General features: G+C 35.8%; 9 protein-coding genes. 6 read left to right on the top strand and 3 right to left on the bottom strand.

Annotated elements, in window-relative coordinates:
- Window positions 1-61 precede the first annotated feature (61 nt).
- From GXM17_RS14870 to GXM17_RS14860, 3 genes are read left to right on the top strand one after another with little or no spacing between them, the layout of a single operon-like run.
- Entirely contained in the window at window positions 62-1,219 is a 1,158-nt protein-coding gene (locus GXM17_RS14870) for an alpha/beta hydrolase (RefSeq protein ID WP_163400118.1), read from the top strand.
- A complete protein-coding gene (radA, locus tag GXM17_RS14865; RefSeq protein WP_163400117.1) occupies window positions 1,219-2,580 on the top strand; it encodes a DNA repair protein RadA in 1,362 nt (453 codons plus the stop codon). Before GXM17_RS14870 ends, radA begins: the two co-directional genes overlap by 1 nt.
- Window positions 2,581-2,597: 17 nt before the next feature.
- The gene (locus GXM17_RS14860) at window positions 2,598-4,562 is read left to right on the top strand and encodes a biosynthetic peptidoglycan transglycosylase (RefSeq protein ID WP_163400116.1); all 1,965 of its coding nucleotides are present in this window, start codon (window positions 2,598-2,600) and stop codon (window positions 4,560-4,562) included.
- A gap of 192 nt (window positions 4,563-4,754) precedes the next feature.
- Here GXM17_RS14860 and GXM17_RS14855 read toward each other — a convergent pair whose 3' ends face one another.
- Both GXM17_RS14855 and GXM17_RS14850 read right to left on the bottom strand, forming a co-directional pair.
- Window positions 4,755-5,504: a LytR/AlgR family response regulator transcription factor gene (locus GXM17_RS14855; protein WP_163400115.1), complete on the bottom strand. Its 750-nt coding sequence runs from the start codon at window positions 5,502-5,504 to the stop codon at window positions 4,755-4,757.
- Window positions 5,501-7,312 carry a tetratricopeptide repeat-containing sensor histidine kinase gene (locus GXM17_RS14850; protein ID WP_163400114.1) on the bottom strand — a complete coding sequence of 604 codons (1,812 nt, stop codon included), beginning with the start codon at window positions 7,310-7,312 and terminating at the stop codon, window positions 5,501-5,503. The genes GXM17_RS14855 and GXM17_RS14850 overlap by 4 nt, the downstream gene beginning before the upstream one ends.
- 176 nt (window positions 7,313-7,488) lie before the next feature.
- On the opposite strand from GXM17_RS14850, the gene GXM17_RS14845 reads away from it, so the two are divergent.
- Both GXM17_RS14845 and GXM17_RS14840 read left to right on the top strand, forming a co-directional pair.
- Entirely contained in the window at window positions 7,489-8,649 is a 1,161-nt protein-coding gene (locus GXM17_RS14845) for a vWA domain-containing protein (protein ID WP_163400113.1), read from the top strand.
- Window positions 8,650-8,677: 28 nt separating this feature from the next.
- Entirely contained in the window at window positions 8,678-9,301 is a 624-nt protein-coding gene (locus GXM17_RS14840; protein WP_163400112.1) for a murein L,D-transpeptidase catalytic domain-containing protein, read from the top strand.
- Between the two features lie 343 nt (window positions 9,302-9,644).
- Here GXM17_RS14840 and GXM17_RS14835 read toward each other — a convergent pair whose 3' ends face one another.
- On the bottom strand, window positions 9,645-10,682 hold the full coding sequence (locus GXM17_RS14835) for an aldo/keto reductase (protein WP_163400111.1): 1,038 nt from the start codon (window positions 10,680-10,682) through the stop codon (window positions 9,645-9,647).
- A gap of 536 nt (window positions 10,683-11,218) precedes the next feature.
- On the opposite strand from GXM17_RS14835, the gene GXM17_RS14830 reads away from it, so the two are divergent.
- The coding region (locus GXM17_RS14830; RefSeq protein WP_163400110.1) for an Ig-like domain-containing protein at window positions 11,219-15,471 on the top strand (4,253 nt) is incomplete at its 3' end.

Raw genomic sequence — 15,471 nt, 5'->3', positions numbered from 1 at the left:
AAAAGCAAATAAAATGCTATATTGCCATCTTATTTCTAATACTTTTTAATCTTCCCCAATCATGAAAAAAGTTTGTTTATATTTTGCTTTATTGATTTCTGTTTCTGCTTTTGCGCAAAAAACATTTGAAAATATTAAATCCGAAAAACTTGGTACAGACAGAAGAATAACTATTGGTCTTCCTGCTTCCTATGAAACCAATCCAACTAAAAAATATCCCGTTTTATATTTGCTGGATGGCGATTATTTATTCGATCCTTTTTTAGGGGCAATAAATTATGGCGTTTATTGGGATGATTTACCTGAAATGATTATTATAGGAATTCATCAGAACCATGATGGAGAACGTTTTGATGATTCTACTATCGACCAAAATGTAGGAGTGCCGTTTGAAAAAGGAGCAGAGTTTTTTGAATTTGTCGGTGGAGAATTACTTCCATACATTGAAAAAAAATACCGTACTGCACCTTTCAAAATTATTGCAGGTCATGATATAACAGCAAGTTTTATAAACTTTTATCTATACAAAGAGAGGCCGCTTTTTAACGGATATATTTGTTTAAGCCCTGAGCTTGCACCAAAAATGGAAATACGTATCCCGGAGAAACTTGCTCAGGCTAAAGAGCCTTTTTTTTATTACTTGTCTGCAGGTGACGGAGATATAAAAAAGATAAAAGAACCAATTGAAAAATTAGACAGCAATATCAAAATTGCTAATAATCCGCTGGTACATTACAAATATGATGTGTTTAAGAACGCTACCCATTATACGGAAGTTTTGCATTCGATTCCAAGTGCCCTATATCATATTTTTGATGTTTATAAGCCCATTAATTCTGCTGAGTTTAAAGATAAAATCGCTGTGCTTAAGTCGGGTTATGCAGATTATTTAGAAAATAAATATAACATTATGTCAGAAGTTTTAGGAATTGATATTCCGGTCAGGATGAATGACTTTAAGGCTGTTGAGAATCTTATCCTGAAAAATAATGCTTACGATGAATTGGGGAAAATGGCTGAGATAGCAAATGTTGATTATCCAAGAGCAATGTTAGGCGAATATGAACTGGGTCTGATGCATGAAAAAATGGGTGAACCTAAAAGAGCATCCAAAAGATATCAGAATGCTTCACAAATGGAGCCTATTGGCGAATTGACAAAAGATATGATGTACGAGAAAATTGATGAAATGAATACGCTTGCAAAAAAAACAAAATAATGTCTAAAGTTAAAACTTCCTTTTTTTGCCAGAATTGCGGAACACAATATGCCAAATGGCAAGGACAGTGCAATGCCTGTAAAGAATGGAATACTATTGCCGAAGAGATTATTCAGAAACAGGAAAAAGTAGCGTGGAAAAGTGAACCTGTCCCAGCAGGTAAAGCACCACGGCCATTAAAAATTAAAGAAATCGATTCGGCTCAGGAAATTCGGATGGATACTACTGACGGTGAATTAAACCGTGTTTTAGGTGGTGGAATTGTTCCCGGATCTTTAACACTTTTAGGAGGAGAGCCCGGCATTGGTAAAAGCACACTTTTGCTGCAGATTTCGTTAAAATTACCTTATAAAACCCTTTATGTTTCCGGAGAAGAAAGCCAGAAACAAATTAAAATGCGTGCCGAAAGAATTACTCCAGACAGTGACAATTGCTATATTCTGACGGAAACCAAAACACAAAATATATTCAAACAGATTGAAGCGATTCAGCCTGAAATCGTAATTATTGATTCCATTCAGACCCTTCATACTGATTATATCGAATCAACTGCCGGAAGTATTTCGCAGATTAGGGAAACTACTGCAGAACTTATAAAATTTGCAAAAGAAACCAGTATTCCTGTTATTTTAATTGGGCATATTACTAAGGACGGAAACATTGCCGGACCAAAAATCCTGGAACATATGGTCGATACCGTTTTGCAGTTTGAAGGAGACAGAAATCATGTTTACCGAATTTTACGTTCGCTAAAAAACCGTTTTGGATCAACAGCCGAATTAGGTATTTACGAAATGTTAGGAAGCGGTTTACGTGAAGTAAGCAATCCGTCTGAAATATTGATTTCGCACAAAGATGAAGAGATGTCCGGAACTGCGATTGCCACAACGATGGAAGGTATGCGCCCGTTGATGATTGAAATACAGTCCCTCGTTAGTACAGCTGTTTACGGAACTCCACAGCGAAGTACAACAGGTTACAATGCCAAAAGGCTCAACATGATTCTGGCCGTTTTAGAAAAAAGAGCCGGATTCCGCCTTGGCGCAAAAGATGTTTTTCTTAATGTTACAGGCGGAATTTCGGTGGATGATCCTGCTATTGATCTGGCTGTTGTGGCTGCTATTTTATCATCCAACGAGGATATTCCGGTTACAAAAGGTTTTTGTTTTGCCGGAGAAGTAGGTCTCTCAGGAGAAATTCGGCCTGTTAACCGTGTAGATCAGCGTATTCAGGAAGCCGAAAAATTAGGTTTCAACACTATCTTTGTGTCCAAATACAATAAAATTGCCCTGAAAAATACGGGTATCAAAATTGAACTCGTGGCCAAAATTGAAGATGTGGCAAGTATCCTGTTTGGTTAATTTTTATAAATTTCTTTATGCAATTTCCAAAACAAAAAATATTCAAAGCCTTAAAAATACTTATCTTAATATTTATACTGCTCTGTATTGCGCTTTACTCTTTTCGAAATTCGCTTTTAAAACAGGCTATTGCGAAAGTAACTCATAAAATGGCAGTCGATTATAATAGTGATTTTTCTATTAAGGAAGCTTCTTTTGATGGCTTCTCAGGAATTAAATTAACCGATGTGATTCTGGTACCAAAAAATGCTGATACCCTTTTCAATATCAAAAACATAGAAACGAGTATTAATCTTTCTAATCTTTTGGTTGGTGATGTTCAGGTGGGAAGTTTAAAAGTTGATAAGGGGTATATTCAATTCGTTAAAAAAGGAAAAATCAGAAATTTTGATGCCTTTCTGAAAAAGAATGATACTGAAGAAAAATCAGATGAAAAACGTAAATACGCTGATTTTGCTTATCGTATTATTTCAAAATTGCTGAATTTGGTTCCGACCGATATGAAATTGCAAAACCTTAATTTCAAAATCGATGACAATGGTAAAAAAGCAACTATTGCTGTTAGTAAACTGGTTTTGGCAAACAAACAGCTTACCACAAATTTACATGTTCAAAGCAAAAATTTTGATCAGCGCTGGAACATAAAAGGATTTGCCGATCCGAGAAATAAAAAAGCTGATATTCGGTTTTTCAATCTGGATACCGGGGCAATCAGGGTTCCTTATTTGGATGAACGTTATAATCTGAAAGCAAGTTTTGACTCGATACGTTTAAACGTTGCCAATATTGATAAAGACGGAAGCGAATTGCATATTGACGGTTATACTTCTATCACCAATTTAAAAATTAACCATCCAAAGATTGCCAGTAAAGATGTAGTAATAAAAAATGCACGATTCGATTATCGCTTTTTATTGGGTTCCGATTTTATTTCGATTGACAGCACTTCAACGATGCAGCTCAACAAAATAAAAGTGAAGCCGTATGTTTCGTATAATACAGAATCGGATACGGTTTATACATTGAAAGTGGAAATCCCTAAAATGAAGGCGCAGGATTTTATCGTTTCATTGCCTGGTGGGTTGTTTACCCATTTTCAGGGTATGGAAGCGACCGGTAATTTTAATTATAAGCTGGATTTTAAATTCAATAAAAACAAACCAAATACTTTAGTTTTCGATAGTAAATTAAATAAAGAGAATCTTAGAATAACGAAATACGGAGAAGCTAACCTGAATAAACTAAATGGTGAATTTGTGTATCGTGCCATTATTCAGAACGTGTTGCAGCGTCCGGTTTTAGTAGGGACTGCAAATCCGAATTATACTCCTTTGGATCAGATTTCGCCTTATTTGCAAAAATGTGTATTGACTACCGAAGACCCTTCTTTCTTTTCGCATCGCGGATTTATCAATGAAGCTTTCAAACAATCGATTCTAAAAAACATCAGAACCAAAAAATTCTCTCGTGGCGCCAGTACCATTAGCATGCAATTGATCAAAAATGTTTTCCTGACACGTGAAAAGACACTTTCGCGCAAGCTGGAAGAAATTCTGTTGGTCTATATTTTAGAAAACAACCGAATCGTAAGCAAGCAAAGAATGCTGGAAGTGTATTTCAACATTATTGAATGGGGACCTAATGTGTACGGAATTGGCGAAGCAAGCCAGTTTTATTTCCAGAAAAGCCCTTCGGATTTAAATGTTGATGAATGTTTGTATCTGGCAACTATTATTCCGAAGCCCCGAAAATTTATGTATCAGTTTAATGACGAGGGGAATCTGAAAGATTATGCCTTGCAAAATCAAAAATTCTTAAAGAACTTAATGTTCCGTCGTGGTCTTTTGATTCCGGAAGATACACTTGGACAGCTGCCGGTTTACATATCCGGAAATGCGCGTTCGTTATTGCGAATTAAAGCTCCTGATTCTACAGCTGTTCCGGTTGATTCTTTGTCGATAAATGATGAGTTTGATTTGTAAAATTTAAAAAAACAATGATATAGTTTGTCATTTCGACCTTTTGGGAGACTCGAGCGATAGCGACAGACGAAGTAAATCACACTCGGGATTCGACAAAGATTGGAACCATACTTTATGGAGTTTCTGGTGTGATTTCTCCCTCCGGTTGAAATGTCAAGATTGGGTTTAAAACTTTGTGTTTTGCTTTAAAAATCACTTAAAATTCTTCAAAAAATCATCTTTATAAGTTGGCGAGACTTCAATTTCAGAACCGTCGTTAAGCGTAATAATACCGCCTTTGTTATACGATTTTACACAATTGATATTGATGATATGTGATTTGTGAACGCGAATAAAAGGCAATGGCAAAATTTCTGAAAAGTGTTTTAAAAACCGGCAGACCATTTTTTTACTGCCGTTATTCAAATACAAATCGGTGAAGTTACCGTTACCGCGGAGGCGGACGATTTCTTCCATTTTAACTACCTCAAAACCTTCCAGTGTTGGCAGTATTACCTGTTGTTTCTCGGGTTTGGATTCATGGAAATTCTCGACGATGATTTTATTTCTGTTGAAGATTTCATGATTCATAATTTGATGATGTACCTTGTTTACAGCCACAATTAATTCTTCAATAGAAATGGGCTTTAGCAAATAATAAGCAGCACTTTGATTTAGTGCTTTTAGGGAATATTCCGAAAAGGCCGTTACAAATATGGTTTCGAATTGCAGATCTTTGCAGGCTTCCAGAACATCAAAAGCATTCCCGAAAGGCATTTCGACATCCAGAAAAACCAATTGTGGCCGAATTTCATGTAACAACGGAACCGCTTCTTTTATATGCTGTGCTTCCCCAGCCACTTCTACCTGCGGACAATATTTGCTCAGGTAATTTTTGAGCACTTCGCGTGCTGCCAGTTCATCTTCGACAATTACACTTTTTATTTTTTGAAAAGTCATCATATCGTATCGATTAATGGAAAAATGATTTCGACTACAGTTCCGGATTCCGGCAATTCTTTTTCTTTGATTGCAAACGAAATGTTCTTTTTATACAATTCATTCAGCAAAGCAATTCGTTCTTTGGTATTGTTGAGGCCTCGTGATTCATGTACTTTCTGATTGCTTGTTTTGAGTTCCCCGCTTCTTGTTAAACCAATTCCGTTGTCTTCAATACTTACTTTTACTTTTCCGTCATTCAATTGAAACTTGAGGTGTAAAAACCCTTTTTTATCGAGATAGCGCAAGCCATGCCAAATCGCATTTTCGAGATGTGGCTGAATAATCATATTGGGTACAAAAACTGTTTCGGCATCAAGATTTTTATCGACCGTAATTTCAAAATCAAATTTATCCTGAAAACGCAAATGTTCTAAGTCTAAATATTTTTTTAACTGCTCGACTTCTTTATCCAGTATAATGAAATCTTTATTGGAGTTTTCCATCATATCACGCATCAGGGTAGAGTAGGAAGTCAGATATTTATTGGCTTCGAGTTCCTTGTTTTCAGAAATAAACTGGTTCACACTATTTAGACTATTAAAAATAAAGTGAGGATTCATTTCACGTCGTAACGACTGCAATGCGATTTCTTTGTTTTTTGTTTTGATGGAATAGAGTGATTTTACAATAAAAAGAAACAGGACCAAAAGTAACATAACAGATCCTATTAAAAAATAATTGAAGGTGTTTTTCTTTGTGATTAATTCATCTTTAAGAAATTTTTCTTTTTCTAATTGCCGAATTTTGCCCTCTGTAATCTGGAATTTTTTAGTATTAATTAAGGTAGTGTCAGACTGAATTAACTGATCGAAATTTTTAAGAAACCCTTCATAAAGCGCCATGCTTTCTTTTTCATTTCCTTCAGCTTTATAATATTGTACCAGCTCGGATAATGTTTTTTTTGCTTCCGCCGAATTTCCTTTACGGGAAGCTAAATCATAAGCTTCTTTCAGGGAAGTAATTGCTTTTTGGGGTTCTTCTTTTTTAAAATAAAGAGAAGCCAGCGATTGTAATTGCTTTATCTGGGTATTAAAATCCTGTTTAATTACGGCTTCTGCCAAAAGCTTTTCGTTGATGCCAATTGCTTTTTCAAACTGATTATCTGATGCGTAAACTTTGGCTATTTCGTTTTTGATTTTAATTACAGATTCAGGTTTGTCTTTTGCATACACGAGGGCTTTTTTATAGCTTTCTATGGCAACCTTTTTATCTTTCAGGTCTAATGAATTCTTCGCTTTCTGAACATAAGCTTCCGTAACTTCCTTGCTTTTCTTTTCTTTTTTCAGCAATTCAATATTAGAATCGACGTAATCGGTCTGACTGGCGGGATTTGCGCTATTACGTAAACGATTTGCATCATTTAAATTGATTTTTTCTTCAGAAGCATCTTTTGCCAATGAACCAGCGACTTCGTAATTTTTAATTGCCGATTTAAAGTTTTTTTGATCTTCCTGTACTTTGGCGAGACTTCTTGTAACACGGCTTTTATCTTCAGTAAGTTTTAGCTTTGTATAACTGTTTAAAGCTTTTTTAAAATATTCCTCTGCTTTGGTATTATCCCCTTTATTTAGAAATTCGTTAGCAAGACTTTCATAATTTCGTGCAATTTGACTCTCATCATTAACATCAAGTGATTTTTCCAGTTTGCTCGCCACTTTGCTGATTTTGCCTGATGGTGCCGCTTTCTTTTTGGCAAGGGAATCCTGTGCAGTCATTCCAAAAGGAATCAGCAGTAAAATGTATAAAGATGTAATAATTATTTTTCGCATTCTTTACTTTTTAACAAAACCGCAAAGGTTTCAGTTAATATTGTAAAGTAAAGTATTTTAAACTCCTTTTACAACTGGTTTCACCAAGTCAGAATATCGTTTCACCATTTCTTCAAAAAACGAGGATTTTAAGTTTTTAAGTTTGATCTGTAATCAACCTTTAAAATCACAAAACCATGAAATCAAACTTATTTATTTCGACACTTTTGGCAGCAATAATAAGCTTAGTAAGCTGTAATGCATCAAATGCGAATCCAAAAAAAAATACCGGGATTGAAAGACCGGCTTCAACAGAAAATGCAAAAATACAAGTTGCCCTTTTATTGGATACTTCCAGCAGTATGGATGGATTAATCGATCAGGCGAAATCAAGGCTCTGGAACATCGTCAATACATTAACAACATTAAAATATGAAGGAAAAGCGCCGGATATTGAAATTGCTTTGTATGAATATGGCAATGACGGACTATCGAAGCAATCCAATTATATCCGACAAATAACACCGCTTTCGACAGATTTGGATTTAATTTCAGAAAAGTTATTTGCTTTAAGAACCAATGGCGGCAATGAATATTGCGGAGCTGTAATTCAGGATGCCACCAAACAATTAACATGGGCGAGAGAAAAGAGTAATATGAAGCTCATTTACATCGCCGGAAATGAAGGCTTTGATCAGGGTGGAATCAATTATAAAGAAGCCATTAGTGATGCTTTAAAAAGAGATATTTATGTCAATACTATTTTTTGTGGAGACAAAACAGAAGGCATTAACACCTATTGGAAAAATGGTGCAGATTATGGAAAAGGCAAATATTTTAACATTGATTCTAATGAGTCTGTAAGGTACATCGCTACCCCGTATGATGATGAGATTTCAAAATGTGATGAAAAGATCAATAAAACTTACATTAATTATGGTTCAAAAGGCTATGAGAAAAAAAGGAACCAAAATCTGCAGGATCAAAATGCAAAAAAAGTTTCGGCTGCAAATTATACGGAACGTGCCGTGAGCAAATCAAAAGCAGTTTATAAAAACGAAAGCTGGGATCTGGTTGATAAAGTAAAAGATGATGCAGCTGCAATTTCTAAAATTAAGAAAGAAGAATTACCGGAAGAACTTCAAAACAAATCGGCGGAAGAAATAAAAAATTTTGTAGCTCAGAAAACAAAAGAAAGAGAAACAATCCAAAAAGAAATTGCTGTCTTAGCCAAAAAACGTCAGGAATACATAGATGCAGAGTCTAAGAAAACCAAAAAACAGGATGATTTAGGGAATGCTATCAATACCTCGATACTGGGTTTTGCTCAGGTGAAAGGTTATACAGTTGAAAAATAAGAAGTATCCAAAAGCCAATCTGTAAAATATGAAAAAGAATATTTTGATTTTGCTTTTAATTGGAATTTTTGGCGCAAGTTTTGCATGCAGAAAAGACAAGGAAAAGACTTTAAAAACTATAAATACAAAATCGGTTTATTCCTTCGAAGAGAAATTAAAAAGTGAGGTAGCTGTTATAAGGAGATTTTTGGGGAAATCTCCTAAATATAATTCAGATGTTGCCTTCTTTTTAGATATGAAGATTGAATCAGGAAAAAACCGGTTTTTTGTTTACGATTTAAAGTCTAATGAAATAACCTCCAAAGGTTTGGTGGCTCATGGTTCCGGTTCAGAAACAGGAATTCGGGGAAAACTAACCTTTAGTAATGTGAAAAATTCTAACTGCAGTTCCTTAGGTAAATATGCAATTGGAAGTTCTTACTCAGGAAGTTTTGGAAAAGCTTATAAATTATATGGTTTAGACAAAACAAATAGTAAGGCTTTTGACCGGAATATAGTTCTGCACAAATATTTTGATGTTCCTTTTGAAGAACAAGTGTATCCTATCTGCAACAGTCTTGGCTGCCCAATGGTGAATGAAAAGTTTTTTGGAGTTATCGAAAAACTCATTGACAGTTCAAAAAAGAAAATCATTTTGGTTGTTTATTATTAAAGTAACCCATTGGGTGAAATTAAAAATAAGTGTCAGGCTGAGTCCATTCGGCTTCGCTCAGGATAAACTTAGTCGAAGCCCTTTCGTGTTCAAAAGCCTTCGACTACGCTCAGGATGACATCAATTCCTTAAGTTATAAATGATGTTTTACTCCCGATTTTATACTTTTTATAAGCAAATCAATTTTTTTAATCAATTTCACCCAACGGGTTAAAGTAATTATAAAATAAATCCCGATGACTTATGGTTATCGGGATTTGTATTTTGTTTTTTGTCAGGCTGAGCGGAGTCGAAGCCTTTTTTTATTCGCAAATTTTCAACTTCGCTAAGTATGGCACTTGTATTACGGAGCCGGATCCGGAATAATATTCTGAACTTCTTCAATCTCTGCTAAGATTTCTTTTGACAGCGTTACGTCAATAGTGGCTATGTTTTCTTTTAACTGATCTAATGTCGTAGCGCCAATAATAGCACTTGTTAAAAAAGGCTGTTGTAGTACAAAACCTAAGGCCAGTTCGGTTAAAGTCAATCCGTGTTTCTGGGCAATTTGCTGATACAAACGGGTTGCCTGAGTGCTTTGATCGCTGTTGTAACGTTTGTATTGAGGAAAAAGATTGATTCTGGCTTTTGGGTGAGGTTCTCCGGTTAAGAACTTACCTGATAAAACGCCAAAAGCTAAGGGCGAATAAGCCAGCAATCCCACATTTTCATGTATAGAAACTTCGGCAGAACCAACCTCGAAAAGACGGTTTAATAAATTATACGGATTTTGAATCGTTTTAATTCTGGGTAAATTTTGGTATTTGCTTTCTTCCAGAAAACGCATCATTCCCCACGCATTTTCGTTAGAAACACCAATATGTTTTATTTTGCCTTCTTTGATCAGACCATCAAAAGTTTCAAGAACTTCCCTGAAATTATCCTCCCAGGTTTCATCCTGAACTTTAAATCCGCGTTGTCCAAAAGAATTGGTTTTGCGTTCCGGCCAATGCAGCTGATACAAATCGATATAATCAGTCTGAAGACGTTTTAAGCTGTTTTCTAAAGCATATTTGACACTTGCAGGAGAGAAATCTAAGTTCTCGCGCATGTATCCAAAATTGGGGTTTGGTCCTGCAATTTTAGATGCTAAAACAATTTTGTCCCTGTTGCCTGATTTCTTAAACCAGGTTCCGATAATTTTTTCTGTACTGCCGTAAGTGGCTTCATTTGCCGGAACAGAATACATTTCTGCCGTATCAAAAAAATTGACGCCATTTTCAAAAGCATAATCCATTTGCAGGTGTCCTTCTGCTTCTGTATTCTGCTGTCCAAAGGTCATGGTTCCCAGACAGATTTTGCTCACTTTGATATCGGTATTGGGTAAAGTTGTGTATTTCATTTTTAAAGTGGTATTATTTTTCAAATGTACGACCGTATTTTTTAAATTAGAAATGAGCAAAAGTTAAAAAACGCTTAAGCTTTTTTACAAAATCAACATTTTTGATTTTTTTGGAAATTTACTTTCTTAATAAAAAACATTGAATATTGAAAATCAGATGTTTTGTGTTTTTTTATGTAGTAATAAACTTATTTTTTAATTTAATTTTCTTAATCTTAATTGTAAGTAAATACTTCTGATTCTTACTTTTATTAAATCAAATTATGTCACTCATCGACTAATACTGCATTTTATCTAAAAGGTCTGAAATTTCATTAAAAACCTGATTTTACAAGCTAATTTTGTATGATATATGAGTTCAAAAAGATTACAAAATTAAATCCTTCCTACGGATTTTTACGTAGGTATAATGGAAACAAAATTCGAAGAATAATTCGGTTTTTGATGCTACTGAGAATCAGGTAGTAATGTTAGGAAATAAATCAACAAAATATAGTTTTTAAAAACTACTATTTATAAGATTTAAAAAATTTTTTATGAAGAAAATTTTACTTATTCTGTTTGTGGGTCTCTTTCAGAATTTCATTTTTGGATATACAATTAGCAGCAATGTAACAGGAGTGAAGTGGAAAGGGACAATGTCAGGTTCATCAGATTATTTTGCACCCTCAGCACCAACTAATATTAGAGGGGATAATGCCACTTGTAGTGGTTATACAGCGAGGTGGGATGGATCTGCAACTAAATTTTATATAGATGTTGCAACTGCAAATACATTTGCATCCGGAACTATTGTTTCTGCTTATGATAATAAAGATTTAGGGAATGTAAGTAGTGTAAACTTAACAGGTTTAAATCCTGGCATCACTTATTATTTTAGACTCAGAGCATGGGATTCTTCAGGGTATAGTAGTTATTCTTCTACAGGTACTTTTACTACTTTGTCTGTGGCTGTTCCAACAAATCCTAGATCAGATAATGTTAATTGGTGTACCTCCACAATAAGATGGGATGGGTCTGCAACAAAATTTTATTTGGATGTAGCAACTAATAATACATTTTCTGTGGGTAGTATTCTTCCAGCATATAATAATCTTGATGTTGGAAACGTAAATAGTCTAACTTTATCCGGTTTATCACCAAATACAACTTATTATTTTAGGGTTCGTCGTTTAGAAGCTTGTGGTTTAAGTGGTAACTCTTCAGTTAGTAATTTTACTACTATGACTATTGCATCTCCTGTAGCCACTTCCGGTTCTGCCAGTTGTAATGATTGGGTAGCCCAATGGAATGGTGTTTATAATGTGAGTGGTAATCAGGTTGATGGGTATTATTTAGACGTGGCAATTGACAATGCATTTACAAATTATGTTTCAGGATATCAAAACTTATATGTAGGGAATGTTAATTCTCATACTATAACAGGATTGGCACGTGGAGGAGTTTATTACTATAGATTAAGAGCCAGTACAAGTTGTGGAATTGGAGGATATTCAAATGTTGTTAGTTTTACTGAAAAAGGAAACAATTCATCGAATCCTGGAACAATTGGTGGGGGAGCTTCTTCAATTTGTGTTGGTGGGACGACTACATTTACAAAAGATCCCAATACCTGGCCTTCAACAGGTACTTGGTCAATATTTAATCAAACAGGTAGTGCTACGATAACGCAAGCTGGTGTTGTAACCGGAGTTAGTGCTGGAACTGTTCTAGTTGTTTTTACTACCTATAATGGTTGTGGTACTTCAACCTCCAGATCATTAACTATTGACGGAGCGACTTTTACTACATTTCCGTCATCACCTGTTTGTACTAATGTTGATGTTACTTACACAACACAATCTGGCAAAAGTAATTATGTTTGGACAATTCCGGGTACATTAGGCACAGATTATACAATTTCTGCAGGTTCTACAACAACTAATTCCGTAACGCTAAAATGGTTAACATCGGGTTCAAAAACGGTTACGGTTAATTATTCAGGTGCCTGTTCAGGGCCACCAGCAACTAATACAGTTATTGTAAATTCGCTTCCGGCAGCAGCAGGAACAATTACTGGGGCATCAAGTGTATGTCAAGGACAAACAAATGTAAGTTATTCAGTTCCTGTAATTGCTAATGCTACATCTTATATATGGAGCTATTCGGGAACAGGGGCAACAATTACAGGAACAACAAATACACCTACAATAACATTTGCTTCAAACGCTACTTCTGGTAATTTGACTGTTTATGGCGTTAATAGTTGTGGAAACGGAATTGTTTCTGCCAATTATGCTATTACAGTAAGTAATTCAGCTCCTGCAACACCAGGGACAATAACACAACCAATAAATAAATGTGCTGGTTCAACTGGAAACATTTTTAGTATAGTAGCTGTAACCGGTGCTACATCTTATAGCTGGTCTGTAACAGGAACAGGCTGGGCAATAACAGCAGGAGGTACAACTACTTCAGCAGCTATTACAATTGGTTCAGGAGTTGGGACAGTTTCTGTAACAGCTACTAATGCTTGTGGTACAAGTTCTACGTCAACAACTGGAAATATTACTCCTAACTCACTATCAGTAGCCCCAACAGGAATATCCGGAACTACTACAATTTGTAATGGAAACTCTACTACACTTACACTAACCGGAGGAACATCAGGATCAGGAGCAACAGCCCGATGGTATTCAGGTTCTTGTGGAGGAACTTTGGTTGGCACAGGAAATAGTATTAGTGTATCGCCAACAACAACTACAAATTATTATGTAAGATATGAAGGTACATGCAACACCACTACATGTGCATCAACAACAGTAACAGTAAATTTTCCTTCAGTAGCCCCAACAGGAATAACCGGAACTACTACAATTTGTAACGGAGGCTCTACAACGCTTACAGTTAATGGAGGGACATTAGGGACGGGAGCAACCGTACAATGGTTTACAGGGTCTTGTGGAGGGACATCAGCAGGAACCGGAAATAGTATTACGGTTTCTCCAACATCTAATACAACTTATTATGTGAGATATAGCGGGACTTGCAATACAACAACTTGTGCTTCTCAATTAGTAACAGTAAATTCTCTTCCGGGAACTCCAGCTGCTACTGCTGCGACAGATGTTACTTGTTCTAGTTTTCTAGCCAATTGGACAGCAGCTTCTAATGCAACAGGCTATTATTTAGACGTATCAACAGTTAATAATTTTTCAGGTATTCTTCCTGCTTATAACGGTTTAGATATTGGACTTGTAAGTTCTTATAATGTTACCGGATTAGATAAAAAAACTACTTATTTTTATCGATTAAGAGCATATAACAGTTGTTCTTCAAGCGTAAATTCTAACTATATTCAGATAAAAACACTCGATGTTCCTAAGGCTACAATAAGTGGAACAACAGCTGTTTGCAGAAATGCAGCTTCGCCTGTTATAACTTTCTCAAATTCTGAGGATAGTCCCATAACGGTTACTTATAATATTAACGGAGGTGCAAATTCCACAATAAATGTGGGTGCAAACGCTACAGCAACTGTTAGTGTCCCAACCGGCGCCTCGGGAACTTTTACTTATAATTTGGTTAGTGCCGCTTATCAGTCGGTTACAAGTTGTCTTACTAGTTTGTCAGGTTCTGCAACAGTAACGGTTAATCCAACACCAACACCAACATTTACAACCGCTGCTCAGGCTCAGACATGTGCCGATACACATATAACTTATGCTACGCAATCTGGACAATCGAATTATGTGTGGACCGTTTCAGGAGTTCTTAATACAGATTACAGACTAATCGCTAGAGGTACAAGTACGAATCATGATATTGTAATTGAGTGGTTAACTGCTGGTTCTAAAACCGTTACAGTTAATTATAATAATTCGAATGGCTGTAGTGGTGCTTCACCAGCAACTTATACAACAAATGTACAAGTAGTAGATAGAGGACAGGTAAACGGAGGAAGAGAAAATCTCTGCAAAGGAGATGCTTTGCCAACATTGACCCTGCATAGTATTGCCGGAAATACAATTGCCTATCCAGATGCTTCATTGGTTTTAAAATGGCAATATAGTGATAATGCTGATAATTCAGATTGGCAGGATATTGCTGGTACTGCAGGACAAATCTCCTATTCACCCACTGCTTTCCCGGGAGCTTTTAGAACTTATCAGGTTGTACTGCAAAGTTCTAATGGCTGTACAAAGACATCAATTCCATCCAGAATTAGATTTCAGGCTTTTTCCCCTCCAACTAATGGTGTTGTAATAAATACGAGTTGTACGGGTTCTACGGGTAGCGTTGTATTAAACGGATTACCTACTGGTAATTGGACTTTATACAGAACGGGTACTTCCAATGCTACTATTACCGGAACAGGAGCAAGTATTACTATTTCAAATTTAGCTGCCGGTAGTTATTCTTTTACATATAGAGAAGGTAATTGTACTTCTGATCCATTGGTCGTTACTATTACCAGAGCAGCGAATACGTGGGACGGTACAAAATGGTCTAAAACTAATAATACTACGTTGCCAACAGCAGATGATAGCATTGTATTTGAAGGCAATTATACACTAACAAGTGATATATCGGCGTGTAGCTGTACTGTAAACTCAGGAAGTGTTGTTGTAAACTCAGGAAGAACATTAACCATAACCAATGAAGTAACAGTTAATGGTGGTTCTTTGACATTCGAAAACAATGCCAGTTTAATTCAGACAACAAATGCGATCAACTCTGGATCAATCATCTACAAGCGATCTTCTCAGCCGATGAAGCGTTACGATTTTACGTATTGGTCCTCGCCGGT

Source organism: Flavobacterium fluviatile, assembly GCF_010645065.1.
Lineage (GTDB): Bacteria > Bacteroidota > Bacteroidia > Flavobacteriales > Flavobacteriaceae > Flavobacterium > Flavobacterium fluviatile.
Note: the sequence above shows the minus strand (reverse complement) of the source record. Positions and strands in the feature narration are given on the sequence as shown.

Bases quoted from the DNA above. Each gene is read 5' to 3' on its own strand.
- GXM17_RS14870 (WP_163400118.1), top strand. From the start codon at position 62: ATGAAAAAAGTTTGTTTATATTTTGCTTTATTGATTTCTGTTTCTGCT.
- radA (WP_163400117.1), top strand. From the start codon at position 1,219: ATGTCTAAAGTTAAAACTTCCTTTTTTTGCCAGAATTGCGGAACACAA.
- GXM17_RS14835 (WP_163400111.1), bottom strand. From the start codon at position 10,682: ATGAAATACACAACTTTACCCAATACCGATATCAAAGTGAGCAAAATC.
- GXM17_RS14845 (WP_163400113.1), top strand. From the start codon at position 7,489: ATGAAATCAAACTTATTTATTTCGACACTTTTGGCAGCAATAATAAGC.
- GXM17_RS14860 (WP_163400116.1), top strand. From the start codon at position 2,598: ATGCAATTTCCAAAACAAAAAATATTCAAAGCCTTAAAAATACTTATC.
- GXM17_RS14840 (WP_163400112.1), top strand. From the start codon at position 8,678: ATGAAAAAGAATATTTTGATTTTGCTTTTAATTGGAATTTTTGGCGCA.
- GXM17_RS14850 (WP_163400114.1), bottom strand. From the start codon at position 7,312: ATGCGAAAAATAATTATTACATCTTTATACATTTTACTGCTGATTCCT.
- GXM17_RS14855 (WP_163400115.1), bottom strand. From the start codon at position 5,504: ATGATGACTTTTCAAAAAATAAAAAGTGTAATTGTCGAAGATGAACTG.